The 17,680-nt window shown below is 68.8% G+C and carries 19 protein-coding genes; 1 reads left to right on the top strand and 18 read right to left on the bottom strand.

The window, feature by feature from the left end:
* Nucleotides 1-24: 24 nt before the first annotated feature.
* From EPN29_09495 to EPN29_09510, 4 genes are read right to left on the bottom strand one after another with little or no spacing between them, the layout of a single operon-like run.
* Nucleotides 25-1,389: a hypothetical protein gene (locus tag EPN29_09495; protein TAN32391.1), complete on the bottom strand. Its 1,365-nt coding sequence runs from the start codon at nt 1,387-1,389 to the stop codon at nt 25-27.
* Entirely contained in the window at nt 1,380-2,156 is a 777-nt protein-coding gene (locus EPN29_09500) for a hypothetical protein (GenBank protein ID TAN32392.1), read from the bottom strand. The genes EPN29_09495 and EPN29_09500 overlap by 10 nt, the downstream gene beginning before the upstream one ends.
* The gene (locus EPN29_09505) at nt 2,153-3,094 is read right to left on the bottom strand and encodes an ABC transporter ATP-binding protein (protein ID TAN32489.1); all 942 of its coding nucleotides are present in this window, start codon (nt 3,092-3,094) and stop codon (nt 2,153-2,155) included. The genes EPN29_09500 and EPN29_09505 overlap by 4 nt, the downstream gene beginning before the upstream one ends.
* A 59-nt stretch (nt 3,095-3,153) precedes the next feature.
* A complete protein-coding gene (locus EPN29_09510; GenBank protein TAN32393.1) occupies nt 3,154-3,432 on the bottom strand; it encodes an acylphosphatase in 279 nt (92 codons plus the stop codon).
* A gap of 77 nt (nt 3,433-3,509) precedes the next feature.
* On the opposite strand from EPN29_09510, the gene EPN29_09515 reads away from it, so the two are divergent.
* Entirely contained in the window at nt 3,510-4,271 is a 762-nt protein-coding gene (locus EPN29_09515) for a competence/damage-inducible protein A (protein ID TAN32394.1), read from the top strand.
* 1 nt (nt 4,272) lies between these two features.
* Here EPN29_09515 and EPN29_09520 read toward each other — a convergent pair whose 3' ends face one another.
* From EPN29_09520 to EPN29_09585, 14 genes are all read right to left on the bottom strand, one after another.
* Complete coding sequence (locus EPN29_09520; protein TAN32395.1) at nt 4,273-5,553, bottom strand: sigma-70 family RNA polymerase sigma factor; 1,281 nt, start codon at nt 5,551-5,553, stop codon at nt 4,273-4,275.
* Nucleotides 5,496-5,855 carry a hypothetical protein gene (locus tag EPN29_09525; protein ID TAN32396.1) on the bottom strand — a complete coding sequence of 120 codons (360 nt, stop codon included), beginning with the start codon at nt 5,853-5,855 and terminating at the stop codon, nt 5,496-5,498. Before EPN29_09525 ends, EPN29_09520 begins: the two co-directional genes overlap by 58 nt.
* Before the next feature lie 85 nt (nt 5,856-5,940).
* Entirely contained in the window at nt 5,941-6,741 is an 801-nt protein-coding gene (locus EPN29_09530; protein TAN32397.1) for an enoyl-CoA hydratase/isomerase family protein, read from the bottom strand.
* A gap of 4 nt (nt 6,742-6,745) precedes the next feature.
* Nucleotides 6,746-7,579, bottom strand: a complete 834-nt coding sequence (locus EPN29_09535) for an SDR family oxidoreductase (protein TAN32398.1) — start codon at nt 7,577-7,579, stop codon at nt 6,746-6,748.
* Between the two features lie 8 nt (nt 7,580-7,587).
* Nucleotides 7,588-8,787 carry an acyl-CoA dehydrogenase gene (locus EPN29_09540; GenBank protein TAN32399.1) on the bottom strand — a complete coding sequence of 400 codons (1,200 nt, stop codon included), beginning with the start codon at nt 8,785-8,787 and terminating at the stop codon, nt 7,588-7,590.
* A complete protein-coding gene (locus EPN29_09545) occupies nt 8,784-9,218 on the bottom strand; it encodes a dehydratase (protein TAN32400.1) in 435 nt (144 codons plus the stop codon). The genes EPN29_09540 and EPN29_09545 overlap by 4 nt, the downstream gene beginning before the upstream one ends.
* Nucleotides 9,134-9,553, bottom strand: a complete 420-nt coding sequence (locus EPN29_09550) for a hypothetical protein (GenBank protein ID TAN32401.1) — start codon at nt 9,551-9,553, stop codon at nt 9,134-9,136. The genes EPN29_09545 and EPN29_09550 overlap by 85 nt, the downstream gene beginning before the upstream one ends.
* Nucleotides 9,554-9,563: 10 nt before the next feature.
* A complete protein-coding gene (locus tag EPN29_09555) occupies nt 9,564-11,930 on the bottom strand; it encodes a DUF4129 domain-containing protein (GenBank protein ID TAN32402.1) in 2,367 nt (788 codons plus the stop codon).
* Nucleotides 11,911-13,101, bottom strand: a complete 1,191-nt coding sequence (locus EPN29_09560; protein TAN32403.1) for a DUF58 domain-containing protein — start codon at nt 13,099-13,101, stop codon at nt 11,911-11,913. Before EPN29_09560 ends, EPN29_09555 begins: the two co-directional genes overlap by 20 nt.
* Before the next feature lie 113 nt (nt 13,102-13,214).
* Nucleotides 13,215-14,132: a MoxR family ATPase gene (locus tag EPN29_09565; GenBank protein ID TAN32490.1), complete on the bottom strand. Its 918-nt coding sequence runs from the start codon at nt 14,130-14,132 to the stop codon at nt 13,215-13,217.
* A gap of 236 nt (nt 14,133-14,368) precedes the next feature.
* A complete protein-coding gene (locus tag EPN29_09570) occupies nt 14,369-15,304 on the bottom strand; it encodes an alpha/beta fold hydrolase (GenBank protein ID TAN32404.1) in 936 nt (311 codons plus the stop codon).
* Between the two features lie 12 nt (nt 15,305-15,316).
* Nucleotides 15,317-15,877 carry a cob(I)yrinic acid a,c-diamide adenosyltransferase gene (locus EPN29_09575; GenBank protein TAN32491.1) on the bottom strand — a complete coding sequence of 187 codons (561 nt, stop codon included), beginning with the start codon at nt 15,875-15,877 and terminating at the stop codon, nt 15,317-15,319.
* A 26-nt stretch (nt 15,878-15,903) separates the two neighbouring features.
* Nucleotides 15,904-16,938, bottom strand: a complete 1,035-nt coding sequence (locus tag EPN29_09580; protein TAN32405.1) for a 6-phosphofructokinase — start codon at nt 16,936-16,938, stop codon at nt 15,904-15,906.
* A 26-nt stretch (nt 16,939-16,964) separates the two neighbouring features.
* Nucleotides 16,965-17,621, bottom strand: coding sequence for an HAD family hydrolase (locus tag EPN29_09585; protein TAN32492.1), 657 nt, complete (start codon nt 17,619-17,621; stop codon nt 16,965-16,967).
* Nucleotides 17,622-17,680: the final 59 nt, after the last annotated feature.

Consider the following 17,680-nt stretch of genomic DNA (forward strand, 5'->3'; position numbering starts at 1 on the left):
TAGGTTACCCGAACCGGGGTTTTGCTAGCCGGCCACGCGCCGCCTCCACCACACCATCACGCCGCCCAGAGCCATCAATCCGGGCAGCAGGAGCACGGTGATGAAGATGATCGTGCTCTGGTCCTGCTGAGTCAGCGCAAGGGACAGGGCGCGTCCGGATTTTGGCGGCAGGGAGATGAGCGAATCCTGTCCCGCCAGCCACTGAAAGGAACCCAGCGCCAGCTCGAGATTGGCGTCACTGCTGTTCGGCGGCAGGACCCGATTCTCCGCAAACGCCGTCGTGCCGACGATCACGATTCGCGTCTTCCTGTCGCCGGACGGCCTCTCGAGAGCCTCCATGATGGTGAACGGCCCGGCGGCGTCGCCCGTCTGTTTCTGCAGGGCCTGGCGTGGAGCGGTGATCGCGTACGACCGGCTCGTCGTCGTCCCGATCGCGACCACCGCAGCGGCAGCATCAGGTGTCCCGACGATCGCCGTGGTCTGCGGAAAGAACGACACCACACCCTGGATGTCCCTGGTGATCGGAGAGGTCCCGTACGCGAATACGGCCGGCGTCAACGCGTCGAAGGCGCGTGACGCATCGGGTTCGACGACGAGCGCACCCGAGAAGGCGAGCCCGTAAGGCTTCAAGACATCGCTCAGGGATTGCGTTACCGCCGGCTGTGCCGCCCAGGGGTCGGCGGCGATCAGCAGGCCACCGCCCGCCTCGAGGTAGGCGTCGAGCGCCCCGACCGCCGGCGCCGGCAGCGCGACGGTGGAGCCGACGAGAGCGACCTCGTCGCATTCAGAGGGGATGGACGGCACCTCGGAGAGGAGCACTTCTTTGATCGCGAAGTTGTTCCTGGCCAGGATGTCGGCGACTCCGGAGTAGCCCGAGCTCTGGTTGGTCTCGGTGAGACTGCGGCCACCGGCGCCGATCGCCCAGCAGACCACGGGCACGTGGTTGGACTCGAGCTTGATCAACGCCGACGTGAAGTCCTGCTCCGTCTGCAACGCCGGCGAGAGCAGCTGCGTCCTGCCCCGCAGGTCGAGGACCAGGGTACCGGGCTCCTTGACCGCGTACTTCCTCACGTCGGCGACGTCGGTGTCGTAGTTCTCGGCGCGATAGACCACGTGAGCGCTCTGCGCCTGGTAGAGGCCGACCAGCGACTCCGCCTCGGTCTGGCCGTTGCCGGCGCCCGCTCGGTAAAGACCGATCACCTGGAGGTCCGCGCTCAGCCGCTTCGCGGAGAGCACCGATTGCGGCGAGAGCGTGTTGATCCCGCTGCGAGTCAGGTCCCAGGCCTGCGCCCCGCGTGAGGCGATCACGTTCAGAGCCACCAGCGCGCCCAGGACCGATGCCGTCACCAGCAAGCTCACGAAGCCGGAGCGGATGCGCTTCACCGCCAGCGCCTCGACTCGAGCAGCCGGGTGGTCAGGAACAGCGCGGCGGCGGCCAGGCTCAGGAAGTAGAGCGTGTCCTTCAGCGTCACCGTGCCCAGGCTGAACGACTGATAGCGGTTGTAGCCGCCGGCGTACTCGTACAGCCGGCTGGCCGGCGGTTGGGTGAACAGGCCGAGCAGGGCGCCCGCGTACCAGATCAGGAGCAGGATGCCGAGAGCGACGAAGAAGGCCACGATCTGATTGCGCGTGAGGCTCGAGGCGAGGACGCCGATGGCGATCGCGGCGGCGCCGACCAGCAGCAGCCCGACGTAGGTCGCCGCCATCAGGCCCAGGTCAAGAGCGCCGAGGTGGCCGGGAACGTAGACCGCGAGCACGCCCACGTACAGCAGCGTGGTCGCGATCAGCAGCACGTAGAAGCTGAAGGCGCCGAGCCACTTGCCGGCAGTCAGCTCCCAGTCGCGGACGGGTGAAGTGAGCATCAGCTCGAGGGTTCCCTGGCCGCGCTCCTCCGCGAACACCCGCATCGTGATCAGCGGGATGACGATCAGCATCAAGAAGCTGGTGATGACCCCGAAGACGCCGTCCATCGTCGCCTGCCGGCCGCCAAGCACCGGCGCGATGAAACCGAAGCCCGAGACCAGGAAGGTGAAGACAGCCGCCACCACCCAACCCACGGGCGAGACGAAAAGCGCCATCAGCTCCCGGCGTGCGATCGCGCCGACGTTGAGGATCCCGGTGCGCCACACCAACGCATGGACCGAGTCGGAGGTCATCGCGGCTCTTCGGTCGTGAGGCTGAGGAACACTTCTTCGAGGCTCAGCGTCCGCGCCTGCAGCTCGCGCAGGCCGAATCCGCCCTCCACCGCCGCCCGCGCGAGCTCGTCACGCAGGTCCGCCTTCGCGGCGGCGACCACCACGCGCCACAGGCCCTCTCCCGCCTGGGTGATGCTCAAGCCCTCCACGCCTGGCACGGCACGAAGCCGGATATCGATCTCCGGCCCATCGCCCTGCACCAGCATCTCGACCTCGTGGCCTTGGGCGCCGCCGATCCGTTCCGCCAGCCTGGCGGGCGTGTCATCCGCGACCAGTCGGCCCTGGTTGATGATCAGCACCCGCTCGCAGGTGGCCGCAACCTCGGGCAGGATGTGGCTCGAGAGGATCACCGTGTGCTGCCGGCCGAGCTCGGTGATGAGGTCGCGGGTTTCACGGGTCTGCGCCGGGTCGAGGCCCGCGGTCGGTTCGTCGAGGATCAGCACCTCGGGGTCGTGAACGATCGCCTGGGCCAGGCCGACCCGCTGGCGCAGCCCGCGTGACAGACGCCCGATGACCTCCCGGCGGCGGTCCGCAAGGCCGCAGACGTCCACCGCGTGGTCGACACGCTGCCTGCGCTTCGAGGGCGCCACTCCGCGCAGCCGGCACATCAGGTCGAGGAACCCCGTGACGCGCATCTCCTTGTAGAGAGGAGTCGTCTCCGGCAGGTATCCGATCCGCCGCCTGACCTCCAGCGAGTGGTCGAAGACGTCGAAGCCCGCGATGGTCGCGGTGCCCGAGCTGGCGCCCAGATAGCCGGTCAGGATCCGCATGGTCGTCGACTTGCCCGCCCCGTTCGGTCCGAGAAAGCCGAGGACCTGGCCGCGTGGGACCGAGAAGGTGACGTCCTGGATCGCGGGGCGTTCGGCGTAATACCTGGTCAGCCCCTGGACCTCGATCAAAGCCATTGGAATTGTAGGCACGCGACCGCCACACGCCTCGACGCCGCGGACGCGTCCCCTCAGCCGGTCAGGTCAAAGTCGTCGAGGCCGCCGGCGGCCGGCGACCAGTCGTCATCGACTCGCGCGACGCGCGCCATGGCCGGGCCGTGCTCGGCGGCGCGCCTGAGCTGCTCCAGCTCGGACCGCCGGCCCTCGGCGACGAACTCCACCGTGCCGTCGTCGCGGTTCCTCACCCAGCCGCGCAGGCCGAGCTGGGTGGCCTTGCGCATCAGGAACCAGCGGAAACCGACGCCCTGGACGTCGCCGTGCACGACGCCATGCAGCCGCTCCGCGTCCACCCGTCGAGCGTATTCCTTCGGCGAGACGGCAGGGTGCTCGGCTCAACCCGGCAGAGCGGTTGTTATATGGTCCCGCCATGAGCGTTTCTAGCATCGTTGCCGTCGGCGACGAGCTGGTCGGCGGCTTCACGCTCGACACCAACTCCCACTGGCTTGCCGAGCGCCTGCGCCTGCTGGGCTTCCCGGCCAAGCGGATCACCGCGATCCGCGACCGGCCGCCGGAGATCGTGCGGCAGGTGCGCCTCGAGCTGGACGACTCCGACGTGTCGCACATCTTCTGCTGCGGCGGGCTGGGCCCCACCCCGGACGACCGCACGTTCGCCTCGCTGGCCGAGGCCCTGGGTCGCGAACTCGTGATCTGGGAGGAGACCCGGGCGCGGATCGAGCGCCGGGTGCAGCGGATGCACGAGGCTGGGCTCCTGGATTCGCCGGAGCTGACGGAGGGCAACCTTCGCATGTCCCGCATCCCGGCCGGCCCGGCTTGGGTCTTCAAGAACCGGCGCGGGATGGCCCCGGGCGTCGTCTACGAATCGAACGGCAAACGCATCTTCGTCCTGCCCGGCGTGCCGTTGGAGCTGAAGGGCATCTTCACCGAGGAGCTGGAACCCCAGTTCCTGTCCGACGGGGCCGCGGCGACGGTGCGCGAGCTTCGTTTCAGCTTTGCCGTGGAAGCGCGCTTCTACCCGCTCATGCGGGAGCTCGAGGAGACCTTCCCGGACGTCTCCGTCGGCTCGTATCCCAATTTCGAGACCAAAGAGCTGGTCATCCGGTGCCTCGGCAGCGACGCCAAGCGGGTCGAGGAGGTCCTGGAGGTCGTGCGGCGCCGGGCTCCGAGATGAGTCAGCGCTGAGCCTGGCCGCCGAGCTTGCGCGCCAGCAGCGATCGCTCGGCCGGGTTCGAGCAGAGCTCGAGGGCGCGGCACCGAGCCGCTCGCGCCAGTGCAGGTTCGCCCAGCTGGTCGAGCAGCTCGGCCCGAGCCGAATGGAAGAGGTGGTATTCGCTCAGCGCGATGGCCAGGTCGTTGACCTCTCCGAGCGCGACCTCCGGTCCCGCGATTTGACTCAAGGCGATGGCCCGGTTCAGCCGGATCACCGGGCCGTCCGACGTCCGCAGCAGCGCGTCGTACAGGAGGATGATCTGGCGCCAGTCAGTCTGCTCCCAAGTCGCGGCTTCGGAGTGCAGCGCCGCGATTGCCGCCTGGAGCTGGTACGGGCCCGGTGAATGCATTGAGCCTGCTCGATCGAGGACCGCGATCCCATCCGCGATGGCCGCTTGGTCCCACAGCCGGCGATCCTGGTCCGGCAAGAGCACCAAGTCGCCGGCGGCATCGAAGCGCGCCCCGGCGCGCGCCAGGCTGAGCTGCATCAGGGCGAGCAGTCCGAGCACCTCAGCCTGGTCGGGCATGAGGGTCGCGACCAGGCGGGTGAGCCACAGGGCGTCCTCAGCGAGATCGCGGCGCATGGCCACCGAGGCGCCGCGGCTCAGGTGGCCCTCGTTGAACATCAGGTAGAGGACCGCAAGCACGGCTTCCAGCCGCGCGGCCAGCTCCTCGCCCTGCGGCACGCGGTATGGGATGTTAGCGGCCACGATCTTGCGCTTCGCCCGCACGATTCGCTGCGCCATCGTCACCTCCGAGACGAGAAAGGCGGCGGCGATCTCGGTGGTGGTGAACCCGACGACCGCACGCAGGGTCAGCGCCACCTGCGCCTCGGCCGACAGCGCAGGGTGGCAGCACGTGAAGATCAGGCGCAGGCGATCATCGGCTTCGGCAGGCTCAGCCGGCAAGGTGGAACGCTCCAGCAGGCGGACCTTCTCGGCGTAGCGCTGGTCGCGCCGCAGGATGTCGATGGCGCGCCGTTTCGCCGTGGTCATGAGCCAGGCTCCGGGTTTGGCCGGGATGCCTTGCTCCGGCCATTTCTCCAGCGCCGCCACCAGGCTGTCCTGCACGACCTCTTCGGCGAGGTCGAAATCGCCGATGAGACGCACCAGGGCACCGGTCAGCCGGCCCGCCTCCTCGCGGAAGACGGTCGCGACAGCCGCGGCTGTGCCGGTGGTCCTCGCCGTCAGTGCGCCGGGTGATCCACAACCGGCCGGACCTCGACCGTGCTCCCGCCAGGCCATGACTTGGCGAGAGCCAGGGCTTCGTCGAGATCCTTCACCTCCACGATGGCGAAGCCGCCGATGACCTCCTTGGCCTCGATGAAGGGCCCGTCCGTGACGACCGGTCGGCCGTTCTTGAAGCGCACCGTGGTCGCGGTGCCAGGTCCCTGGAGCTCCTCACCGCCGACGATCTTGCCGGCACGCCCGTGGTCTTCAAACCACTGGCCGACCTTCGCATAGGCGGCCCGCATCTCCTCTCGGGTCTGGCTGTCCCACTGCTCCTGCTCTTCCATCGTCCCGGTGAACATGAGGACGTACTTCATTGCCAACCTCCAACCAGAGCGGTCAATTGCGCCGCTTCACACATACGACGAGCAGCCTGGGCTGGAATCGACACTCTGCGATGTTTCAGGCGCCTGTGAACTCGGGCTCCTGCTTGCTGAGGAACGACATGATCCCGATGGCGGCGTCGGTGCTCAGGGCGGCGCGCGCAAAGTTGCGCGCCTCGATGTCGAGCGCCTCATCCAGCGGCAGGTCGTAGCCCCGATTCACCGCGTCCTTGATCATCGCGATCGCGAACGTCGCCATCCTGGCCAGCCTGGCGGCCAGCTCGTCGACGGCGGCATGGAAGTCGCCGGGCGAGACGGCTTGGTCGACCCACCCCACCGCCTCCGCCTCCCGGGCCGACAGGCGCGTCGACTCGATGAGGTAGGGCATCGCCCTCGCCTTGCCGATCAGGCGGGGCAGTCGCTGAGTCCCGCCCGCGCCGGGGATGATCCCGAGCGAGGACTCGGTCTGGCCGATCCGCGAGCGGCCGTCTTCGACCATGACCCTGTAGTCACAACACAGGGCGAGCTCGCTGCCGCCCCCCTGGGCGTGGCCGTTGATGGCGGCGATGACGGGCTTGGGGCAGCGCTCGATCGCGGCGTAGTGCTGGTTGATCCGCTTCATGAAGTTCGTGATCTGGTCGACCGCATCGGGCGCCGCCCTGTCGAACGTGGCGAGCGAGGTGAGGTCCGCGCCCACGCTGAAGTACCTGTCGTACTCGGAGGCGAGCACGACGACCCGGACCGCGGGATCCTCGCCGAGCTCGGCGAACGCGGCTCCCAGCTCCAGCATCAGGTCCTCGGCAATGGCGTTGATGCCCTTGCGGTGCATGACGACGCGAGCCGTCGCGCCCTCTCGCCTGACGTCGACGAGCTCACCCACGGTACTAGTAGACGAACAGCGGGATGCCGCCCGCGACCTCGATGGCGGTGCCCGTGATGTAGCCGGCTTCCTCGGTGCAGAGGAAGGCGATGGCGTGTGAGATGTCCACCGGCTCACCCGGCCGCTTGAAGATCGTCCGCGCCATCTCTCGCTCCTGGTACTTGGGGTCGAGGAACTGAAAGCCCTCGGTCTTGATGATCCCGGGGACGATCGCGTTCGACGTGATGTTGTGGCGGCCCCCCTCCAGTGCACAGCTCTTCGCCAACCCGATGCACCCGGCCTTGCTCGCCGAGTAGCTCGCCTGGCCGTAGACCCCCATGGTGCCGGCCACCGACGCCATGAAGATGACCCGGCCCCACCTCTGCTCGACCATGTACGGCCACGCTTCCTTGGTGCAGTTGAACGCGCCCGAGAGATTGACCGCGATGTCCCGGTCCCAGAGCCGGTAGTCCATGTTCTCGATCCGGGCCACGTTGTCGAGGGTGGCCGCGTTGTTGATCAGGATGTCGATGCGGCCGAACTCGTCCTTGACCTTTTTCATCACCTCGCGAATCTGCTCGCGGTTGGTCACATCCATCTTGATGGCGAGCGACTTGCGGCCCATCTTGCGAATCGCCTCGGCCGTCTGATTGGAGTGGACCCAGCCCTGCGACAGAGCGAGCTGCGCCAGCGGGCTGTTGGCCGCGTCGGCGGTCTGCTGGAGCTCCGGGTCGTCCTCGACCAGGATGTCGGTGATGACCACGTCCGCGCCGGCTTGCGCGAGCGTGAGGGCATCCTGGCGGCCGAGGCCGCGCGACGCGCCGGTGATGACGGCCACCTTGCCTGAGAGATCGAACACTTGTGCAACTACCCCCTGAATTTGATGGTGCCGCGCGAGCCCGAGATCGCTCGGGAGATGACCAGACGCTGGATCTCCGCGGTGCCCTCCCAGATCTGATAGATCTTGGCGTCTCTGAACCACTTCTCGACCGGATATTCCTTGATGTACCCGTAGCCGCCCAGGACCTGGATGGCGTCGGTGGTGACGTCCATCGCCACATCCGCGGCAAAGCACTTGGCCATCGAACCTTCGGCGCGCTCGAACGGCTTGCCCTGCGTCGCCATCCAACCCGCGCGCCAGATGAGCAACCGGGCGGCGTCGATCCGCATCGCCATGTCGGCGAGCTTGAATCCGATCGCCTCGTGCTGCCACAGCGGCTTGCCGAACTGCTTGCGGTCCTGCGCGTAATCGAGCGCGAACTCGTAAGCCGCCCGGGCGATTCCGAGGGCGCCGGCGGCCACGCCCGGCCGCGTCGCCTCCAGGGTCATCAGCGCGCCCAGCGCACCAGGGCCCGCGTTGGCCGCATCCGGCTCGCCGCCAAGCCGGTGATCGAATGGGAGGTGACAGTCCTCGAGGACGACCTGAGCGGTGTGACTCGCTCGCACCCCCAGCTTCTGTTCCTTGCGCCCCATGCGCAGGCCGGGAGTCCCTTTGGGGACGAGGAACGAGGCGATGCCCGCCGGTCCCTTCGATGGGTCGGTGTTGGCGTAGATGACGTGGTAGTCGGCGATGCCCCCGTTGGTGCAGAACTGCTTGGTGCCGTTGAGGACGTAGCCGTCGCTGACCCGGGTCGCCCGGGTCTTCATGGCGAGCGCGTCCGAGCCCGAGTCGGGCTCGGTCAGGCCGAGGCCGCCCAGGACCAGCCGGTCCGGGTTGGTGAACTCGGGCAGCCAGCGCTGCTTCTGCTCTTCGGTGCCGCTGGCTCTGATGCCCGCCATGGCGAGAGCCATCGACTGGATGCAGACGGCGATGCCGGCGCAGCCCCAGTGCAGCTCCTCGTTGAGGATCAGCTCGGTGAGGAAGTCCAGGTTCTGGCCTCCATACTCCTCCGGCAGAAACGCCGCCGGCGTCAGGCCCAGCTTGTGCGCCTTTTTGACGACCTCGTACGGAAATTCCTCGGTTTCGTCGTGATGGGCGGCGACGGGGCGGATTTCGTTGACGGCGAATTCGTGCGCGAGGTCGCGTATGGCCTCCTGTTCGGGGGTCAACGAGAAATCCAGCGTCATCGACCGAACTCCGCCGAGGCCTTGGTGAGGACCGGCTCGCCGCGCTGGTTGACCGCGCGCAGATCGAGCCTGCCCGGCCCGGATGGCCCGGCGCTGAAGCTCACGCGGTCGCCCGGTTCGACCATGCCGGCGAACCGGCAGAGGAGCCGGCGAAGGTTGGCCGGGCCGCCGGCCGCCTCGGCCGCGACCACTCCCATGATGCCCATCTGGAGCATGCCGTGGGCGATGATGCCCGGAAGTCCGACCGACCGCGCGAAGTCCCCGTCCAGATGGATGGGGTTGCGGTCGCCGGAAGCCTCCGCGTAGGCGGCGATCTGTTCTCTGGTGAAGGTGACGGAGAGCTCACTCACGACCGGATCACGAACAGAGCGCGCGAGCGGCAGATGCGGGCGCCCTGCGCGTCGACGGTTTCGGTCTCGAAGGTGACGAATCTCATCCCCCGGCGGCTGAGGTCGGAGGCCACCCGGCCGGTGGAGGTGACCGTCTCGCCCGGCTGCGGGTGCCGCTCCCAGGCAAACTCCTGCTCCGCGTGGAGCAGTTGGGCGAAATCGATGGCCGCGTCAGCGTCGCCGAAGAGCTGCGGCGCGGTCACGCCGAGCGAATAGACGGCGGCAAAGGTGGGCGGCACGCCGGCGGCCGGGTCCGCCCCGATGGCCCGCGCGAAAGCCTCGACGCGCGCGCGCACGATCTCCACCGAGACCGGGGGGTACGTCCGCCCAGCGACCCCAGCCGACACGCTGGCGCCCACCTCGCCGCCCCCTGACACGCGCTACAGGTTAGTGCCTGTAGGGGCGGATGCGCGCGAAGATCCGGCGTAAGAGCAACGGCCGGAGCGCGCCCCACGCCTCCATCACCGACGACCGGGCGGAAGCGGCCACGTCCGGCGGGGCATAGGCCGCGACGACAAAGCCTGCCGTGAGCGAACCGACGGGCTCCGCGGCTTCCGGAAACCTTTGCTGCAAGCGCCGGCTGAGCTCCAGCGGAGTCTCACCCGGCCGGCGTTCAGCGCCGGCCAGCCTGGTCAGGGCCAGGGTGCGCGCCCAGACCGCCATCACGGTGCGCGGCCGCAGGTATCGCGCGGCGGCGGCGAAAAGAATGAGCAGGACCGCGAGCGCCAGCCCGACGATGCGGGTCAGCGTGCCGGCGTCGGGCGCCCGCAAGACAAAGCCTGCGCCGCCGCCTGGCAAGCTGCCCGGGTCGACGTTGCCACCGCTCCGGCCGGTCGACGGCGGCAAGCCGACCCCACCGGGGGTGGCGGAACCGGGCAGGTCGCAGTTGAGGTCGCGAAGGCACAGGTTCTGGCCCTGAGCACCGCGGGGCAGGGGAAAGTAGACGCCGTCAGGAGTCGGCTCGAAGCCGATCCATCCATAACCCGGGAAGTAGGACTCGACCCAGGTGTGCGCGTCCTCGCCGCGCACCACGTAGCTGCTGATCGCGGTGTCGTACTGGCCCGGACCGAAGCCGTTGACCAGGCGCGTCGGAATCCCAAGCGAGCGCAGCATGTCCCCCATCGCCGTGGCGAAGAACTCGCAGTAGCCCTGCTTCGATTCGAAGAGGAAGTAATCGAGAGGATCCTCGCCCACGGGGGTCGGCGGCGGCGTGAGGGTGTAGGTGTAGTTGTTGCGAAGGTACGTCTCGATCGCCGTCGCCTGGTCGTATGGGGTCACCGCGTTGGCGGCGGTCACGATCCGCAGGGCCAGCTGATGGACCCGGTTGATCACGTCCGGGCTGCGGTAGCCGGCCTCCGGTAGCGCCATGGCAGGCTGCAGCCACTTCGGATAATCCGTGCCCGCCGCCTGCAGCTCAGCTTCGGTGGCGGTGGAGTATTCGACCGTGACCTTGTAGGCCCCAGCGGAAGTCGCCGGCTGCAGGCTCGAGAGGCGATCGATGGCGGTCAGAAGGCCGCGGTCGAGGCTGGGCGGCAGCGCGACCTGCGCGGCCAAGCTCACTCGATCGATGCGATACAGCTGCCCTGGGTAGAACAGGATGTCCGCGTTCCCGATCGGAGGACGGAGCATCTTGACCAGGACGCCGGCCACCGCCAGCAGCTGGTAGTCCTCGCCATAGAACGGGACCTGGTTCTTTGGAATCGTTTGTCGAAGACCGTTGGTGGTGCTTGGATACCTCCACTCCCCGTTGGCGGTCTGCGTCTCATCGACGCCGCGGAAGTAACGCGCGCCCGCGTAATCGCCGACGACGGTGTAGGTGAACACGATGTCGCGGGTGCGCTGCAGGGCACCGCCCAGCGGGACGTCGGTCGAAAAGCCGGTCGTCCCGCTCCCGCCAGACCCGAACCCGAACACCCCGGGATGGCTGAGCCGCTGCTGGAGCTGGGCCCACCTCGAAAATGCGGTCGACTCGATGTCCACCGTGCGGTCCACGGTGGAGAGCGGGGGCAGCATGATCGCCAGCACGATCAGGGCCGCCATCGCGACCAGGCCGCTCTCCCAGAAATCCCATCGGGCGTCGCCGCTCAGCTTGACTCGCGCCCGCGTCGCGCTGGCGATCGACCCGATGTAGTTCGTCCACAACAATAGAGCCAGCGTGAGCGTCAACACGGCAAGCGTGTAGCCGTTCTGATCGGTCGGGAAGTTGAGCAGGTTGGTCGCGAACGCTGCCGCTCCCGGGACCAGCCCGAGCAGCGGCCGGCGCCAGCGCAGCACGCACCAGCTCAGCCACCCGCCCGTGACCCACATCAGCCAGCAGATGAGGAAGAGGTAGAAAGAGGCGTCGGAAGCGGCCGAGCCGTCCGTGACTCGCGTCCACCAGACGGTCAGCGGCCGCAGCGAGATCCCGTCCCCGGTGACCCACGATGGGTCGAGAGGATGGGCCGCGTGGAGCGCCGGCGCGGACGCGATCGCGGCCACCGCGAGGCCCAGGATCATGCCCGCCGCCAGGCCGATCGGCCAGGGCACCGGGAGCACCGCGAGCAGGGCCAGGACGATGGCGGCGGCGAGCGCGATCGCGGTGATGACGTCGATGCCGCTCACCCAGTTCGCGGTGGCGGTCGAGCGGGCAATGCTGTAGGTGAGCAGCAGGACCATGAGCGCCGACCACTGGACCCCCCCGCCCATCGACTCGCGCGTGCGTTCCCAGATGCGGCCGGGGGCGAGCAGCCGCGGGCTAGGCGATGCGGATTGCATCCCTCGTCCTCACCAGCCGCGCGAAGTCGTCACCGCGGCGAACCACGTACAGGTCGACGTCCTGACCGAGGTCGAAGCTTGGGTTCCGGTCGGGGCCGCCGAAGCTCGCCGCGTCGAGGTAGAAAACGATCATCGTCGAGCGGCGCCCCCGCACGGCCTTCAGCAAGCGCACCCATGCCGGGTCGGCGCTGGGGGTGACGACCGCGATCGCGCGGCGCGGCAGCCTCCGAATGCGGTCCCAGGCCAGCGTCTGTGTCAGCGGCGTCCGGCCGTCGGCCTGCGCGACCGCGAGGTAGTCGAGGATGAGCCGGTCCTGCCGCACCGCGCGGTGCGGCTCGAGGATGGTGCCTCGGGCATCGTTGGCGATCAGGCCCACCTGGCGCCCGCGGCTGTGGACCTGTGACGCCATGGAAGCCGCCAGGCTGACGGCGTACTCGACCGTGGAATCCTCCCCCTCTCCGAAGTGCACGTTCCGGTCGAGGTCCAGAAGGATCCAGAGGTCCGTCGTCAGGGGCTGCTCGAAGGTCTTGGACATCAGCCGGCCGTGCCTGGTCGACAACGGCCAGTGGATGCGGCCGAAGCTGTCGCCGGTGGTGTAGTCGCGCACCCCGCCGGTCTCGGGCGGGTAGTCGGCCCACGCGCCGAAGCTCGGCGAGTTGCCGACCTGCTGAGCGCTTGGCGCGAGCAGGTCGGGGATCGGCCGGACACGCGGATAGACCAGCACGGACGTGCGCTCGCTCAGCTTCAGCTCGCGATCGAACAGGCCGAAAGGCTCGCGCACACGCAGCGAGGTCGGCCCGAAGGCCATCCAACCGCGCCGCCGGTAGACGCCACGCGCCCTCCACCTGACCCCCTCGCCGCCGACCGAGACCACCCGGCCCGGCTGGTAGTCGGGGATCTGGCTGAGGTCGCGGACCTCAACCCACGGCGCCGGCACCCAGCCGCGGCGGCGCACCTCGATCGCCTCTTCGTAAGCCTCGCCGACGGCGGGAGTGCCGGGGTCGAGGCGCCGCGAGACGCTCATGCCGCGGATCGCCAGGCGCGGCCAGGCCCAGGTGACCAGGAACAGGAGGCAGAGCGCGTACGCAAACGCGTAGGCCGGCCGGATGGCCGTGAGGTAGGTGAAGAACAGGAGCAGGCCGAGCGCCGCGGCGAGGGCGACCTTACCCATGAGAGGGTCCGCATCGCCGGTGGGCCGGTTGCGCCGGCCGCCCCCCGCGCTCCACCTCCCAGCGCCGCCATGCGTCGCCACGAGCGCCCCTGGGAGGCTCTACGAACCCAGGCTCATCCGTCGTAAGCCATCTGCGGCACATGCTCCCGCTCCAACAACCCGGCGACGAGCTTGCCGGCGCTCTGGCCCTGCATCTCCGCGTTGGGCCGCAGGATGATCCGGTGGGCGAGCACCGGCTCCGCCAGCGCCTTGATGTCGTCAGGCAGGACGTAGCTGCGACCCTGCACCGCGGCTAGCGCCTGGCTCGCGTGGAACAGGTTGAGCGTGCCGCGCGTGCTGGCCCCCAAGGCCACCTCCGGGTTGCCGCGGGTGCGCCCGACCAGACGGGCGATGTACTCGCGCAGCTCGGGCTTGACGAACACTTCGCGCACGGCGCTCTGGGCCGCCTTGAGCTCGTTGGGTGAGACCACCGGCTGCAGCTCGACCATGGGCGACTCGACCTTGTGCTGGCCGAGCAGGCGAGCCTCTTCCTTCTCTGAGAGGTAGCCGAGCCTGACCTTCATCAGGAAGCGGTCGAGCTGGGCCTCGGGCAGCGGAAACGTGCCCGAGTATTCGACCGGATTCTGCGTCGCCATGACCATGAAGGGCTTGGGCAGCGGGTGCGTCTCGCCGTCGATCGTGACCTGGCGCTCCTCCATGGCCTCGAGCAGGGCCGCCTGGGTCTTCGGACTCGCCCGGTTGATCTCGTCGGCGAGTAGGATCTGCGCGAAGACCGGCCCGGGCCGGAACTCGAAGTCGCTGAGCTTCTGGTTGAAGGCCCGGACGCCGGTGACGTCCGAGGGCAAGAGGTCGGGTGTGAACTGGATGCGTCGGAACGTGCAGTCGAGGGAGCGCGCCAGCGACTTGGCGAGCATCGTCTTGCCGACGCCGGGAACGTCCTCGATCAGGAGGTGCCCTTCGCAGAGGAGCGTCACCAGGCAGAGCCGAATCTCCTCTTCTTTGTCGACGATCGCGCGACCGACGTTGGACATGAAGGCGTCGGCGACGTGGTTGACCACCTGGGTTGCCCCCACTGCCGCGATTATAGGTTCGCCATCCCGCCCTTCCCCGGGCAAGTGCGCACTCCGCGCGCCCGGCTCCATCGCAGTTCAATACGTTGATCGGGTGCGTTTGGTTCCGGTGCCCGCCGGCAGGTCAAAGAGCGGGCCGCCGGCCAAGGTGACGGTCTCGAGCGCCATCGCCAGGCACGCGCACCGCGCGCTGCCGGCTACGAGACCTCCTCTTCTTCGACCAGGCGCAGGTGGCTGCTGACGTCGAGGCCGAGGTGGCGGGCGAAGAAGCCCGCCACCCGCTCCACATAGAGGGGACGGTCGGCGAAGTAGCCGCCGGTGTGCGGGGCGCCCTGCACGATCCAGATCTCGCGCGGGCCGCGATACGCGTCATAGAGGCGGCGGCTGTGGTTGACGGAGGTGACCTCGTCCGCGCCGCCGTGGATGAAGAAGAGCGGCCTCGGTTCCAGCGAGCTGAGGACCTCCTGGGGGCTGCATTCCGACAGCCGGCAGCGCGTGCGGAGCCACAGCATCAGGCCCGCGAGCCAGACCAAGGGCCTGCCGGGCAGCTTGGAGGCCCGGCGGACGTTCTCGATCAAAAGCGTGCGCAGGTCGCTGAATGGGCTGTCAAGGACGAGCGCCTGGACGCCGGGCTCACCCGCCGCGCCCAGCAGCGACACCACCGCGCCCATCGAGTAGCCGAGGAGGCCGATCCTGGCGTTGGCGATCCGTTTGCGCGCGAAGGCGACGACGGCCTGGAGCTCGAGCACCTCCTTGATGCCGAACGTGATGGGCGCGCGGTCGCTGCCCGGCATGCCGCGATACGAATAGAGGATGACGTTGAAGCCCTTGCGCCACAGCGCCGCCGCGATCCCGAGCGAGCCCTGGCGCTGTCCCTTGTGGCCGCCGGAAACGATCACCGTCTGCGGAGATCCGGGTTGGCGGAAGTGCCACGCGCCAAAGCTGATGCCGTCCGCGGTCACCAGTTCGACCTCCTCGTAGTCGGCCTGGAACTCGAATGGCGTGAACGAGAAGTCGTCGAGGAAAACCGGTTTGTTGGGCACGAACGCGCTGCGGTACACGCGGTAGGACAGCGCGATGTAGAGCAGCAGGAGAACGGCGCCCAACAGAACGAAGTCGGCCATCGGAGCCACCTGGTTCGAAGCTTAGCCGGAACGCACTCGCCCCGGCTTGGCGGGTTTAGCGCTCCGGCCGGCGAGGTCCTCCTCGTACCGGCCGAGGACGAAAAGGAGCAGGCTGAGGCGGTTCAGCCACCGCCTCACCTGCTGGTTTTCGAAGCCACCCGTACGCTCGAAGGCCAGGCAGCGGCGCTCGGCCCGGCGCGTGACGGCCCGGGCGAGGTCGAGCGCTCCCGAGGCCGGCGTCGAGCCGGGCAGGATGAAGCCGTCAGGCATCGTGACCGCCTTCTCGAGCTCCGTCATGAGCTCCTCGAGCCGATCGACGTCGGCCGCCGTCGTGGTCGCGAACGATGTCTTGGACCGTGGGTTGGTCGCCAGCTCGGCGCCGACCGAGTAGAGGCCGCGCTGCAGCTCCTCACAGATGGCGCGCACCCGTGCGTGAGGCGTGAGCGATTTGGCGAGTCCCAGCGCGCTCGAGGCTTCGTCCACGGTCCCATACGCCTCGATCCGCGGATCGTCCTTGCCCAGCCGCCCGCCGCCGAGCAGCCCGGTCGAGCCGTCGTCGCCCGTGCCCGCGAGCTCGAGCATCTTGCGCTTGCGGGCCATCGGGCGGGCTAGCCGAAGACCCGGTTCAGGTCGTAGAGCTCCTTCGGCACGCGCCGGGTCTCCTTGACCACCTCGGCCAGCGTGACCACCTCGACGTCGCCGTTGCGCCGGATCGGAATCACGCCGCTCCTGCCGGCGGCGACCAGCTCCACCGCCACGACACCGAGACGGGTCGCCCAGATCCTGTCCGTCGGCGACGGTGAGCCCCCGCGCTGCAGGTGGCCCAGCACCGTGACCCGAGTCTCGAACCCCGTGTCGCGCTCCACCCTCCCGGCCAGGACGTCACCGATGCCGCGCTTGGCGAGGCGCACGTGACCGAAGGCGTCCTTCTCGGCCTGGCCGCCGGCCTCGATCTCCAGCTCCGGAATGCGAGCGCCCTCCGCGACGACGATGATGCTGAACAGCTTGCCCTCGCCGCGGCGCCGGTAAAGGTGGGCGACCACGTCGGCAAGGCTCTGCTCGAACTCGGGGATGATGATCAGGTCCGCGCCGCCGGCCACGCCGCCGATGAGCGCCACCCAGCCGGTGTCGCGGCCCATCACCTCGACGACCATGACACGGTGATGCGCCGACGCCGTGGTGTGCAGGCGGTCCAGGGCCTCGGTCACGACTCCGACCGCGGTGTCAAAGCCGATGCAGAACTCGGTCACCGACAGGTCGTTGTCGATCGTCTTCGGCACGCCGACGGTGGGAAAGCCGGCTTCGTGGAGGGCCGCCGCGACGCTCAACGTGTCGTCGCCACCGATGGGCACCAGGCCGTCGATGCCGTTGTGCCGCAGCGCTCGAACCACGCGGGCGATGCCGTCCTGCTCCTTGAGCGGGTTGGTGCGCGACGTGCCGAGGATCGTTCCTCCCATCGGCAGGATGCCCCGGACATCGGCCGGGGTGAGCTCGGCGATCATGCCCTCCTCCAGGCAGCCCGCCCACCCGTTTTGCACCCCGCTGATCTGGTGGCCCAGCTGGAACCCACGCCTGGCCACAGCCCTGATCGCAGCGTTCAGGCCGGGCGCGTCGCCGCCGCCGGTCAAGACTCCAATCCGCACGTCGATAGGTTAGAACGTCGCCCGGCTCAGGCCGGCTCGAGCTTCTCCAGCAGCTCGTCCAGGCTCACCTCGGCCAGCGAGCCCAGCACGAGGTCGGCGTGGCTGAGGTCCAGGCGAGCCGTGATCGAGTTCGGGATGGCGACGCAGAGCAGGCCGGCACGCTTGGCGGCGGTGACGCCGTGGGGCGAGTCCTCGATCGCGATCGCCTCGGCTGGTCCGACGCCCAGGCATTCGAGCACCGCGAGGTAGAGATCCGGCTCGGGCTTGGCGCGGGCGACGTCGTCCCTGGTGCGAATGCAATCGAACCGATCCAGGATGGCCAGCCGCGCCAGGTGACCGCTCACCCAACCCCCCGTCGAGCTCGAAGCCACCCCGAGCTTCAGCCCGAGGGCGCGAGCCTCATCGACTCGCTGGGCGATCCCCGGCCGGAGCTGCTGGGCGAGGATCATCTCCGTCCGGCGCCCGATGCGCCGCTCGATGATCTCCGGCGGCAGGGGACGGCCCAGGCGTTCTTCGAGGTGGTGCTGCGGATGGAAGACGGCGTTGGTCGAGCCGACGATCTGCACCCACCGTTCGAACGGCAGCTCCTCGCCGTGGGCCTCGTAGACCTCGAGCCACGAGCGGTAGATGGGCTCCTCGGTGTCGAGAATCAGCCCGTCGAAGTCGAAGACGAGGGCACGGATCACGGCCACAAGCTAACCACGGCGTGCCAATCGCTTAGGATCGCCGTGGCCGTGTGCTG

The sequence above is a fragment of the bacterium genome (assembly GCA_004299235.1).
In the GTDB taxonomy this organism is placed as follows: Bacteria; Chloroflexota; Dormibacteria; order Dormibacterales; family Dormibacteraceae; genus SCQL01.

What these genes read in the sequence shown, in the direction of transcription:
- EPN29_09520 (TAN32395.1), bottom strand. Translation starts at nt 5,553, where the DNA reads ATGGCCTGGCGGGAGCACGGTCGAGGTCCGGCCGGTTGTGGATCACCC.
- EPN29_09515 (TAN32394.1), top strand. Translation starts at nt 3,510, where the DNA reads ATGAGCGTTTCTAGCATCGTTGCCGTCGGCGACGAGCTGGTCGGCGGC.
- EPN29_09525 (TAN32396.1), bottom strand. Translation starts at nt 5,855, where the DNA reads ATGAAGTACGTCCTCATGTTCACCGGGACGATGGAAGAGCAGGAGCAG.
- EPN29_09500 (TAN32392.1), bottom strand. Translation starts at nt 2,156, where the DNA reads ATGACCTCCGACTCGGTCCATGCGTTGGTGTGGCGCACCGGGATCCTC.
- EPN29_09565 (TAN32490.1), bottom strand. Translation starts at nt 14,132, where the DNA reads ATGTCCAACGTCGGTCGCGCGATCGTCGACAAAGAAGAGGAGATTCGG.
- EPN29_09560 (TAN32403.1), bottom strand. Translation starts at nt 13,101, where the DNA reads ATGGGTAAGGTCGCCCTCGCCGCGGCGCTCGGCCTGCTCCTGTTCTTC.
- EPN29_09555 (TAN32402.1), bottom strand. Translation starts at nt 11,930, where the DNA reads ATGCAATCCGCATCGCCTAGCCCGCGGCTGCTCGCCCCCGGCCGCATC.
- EPN29_09575 (TAN32491.1), bottom strand. Translation starts at nt 15,877, where the DNA reads ATGCTCGAGCTCGCGGGCACGGGCGACGACGGCTCGACCGGGCTGCTC.
- EPN29_09540 (TAN32399.1), bottom strand. Translation starts at nt 8,787, where the DNA reads ATGACGCTGGATTTCTCGTTGACCCCCGAACAGGAGGCCATACGCGAC.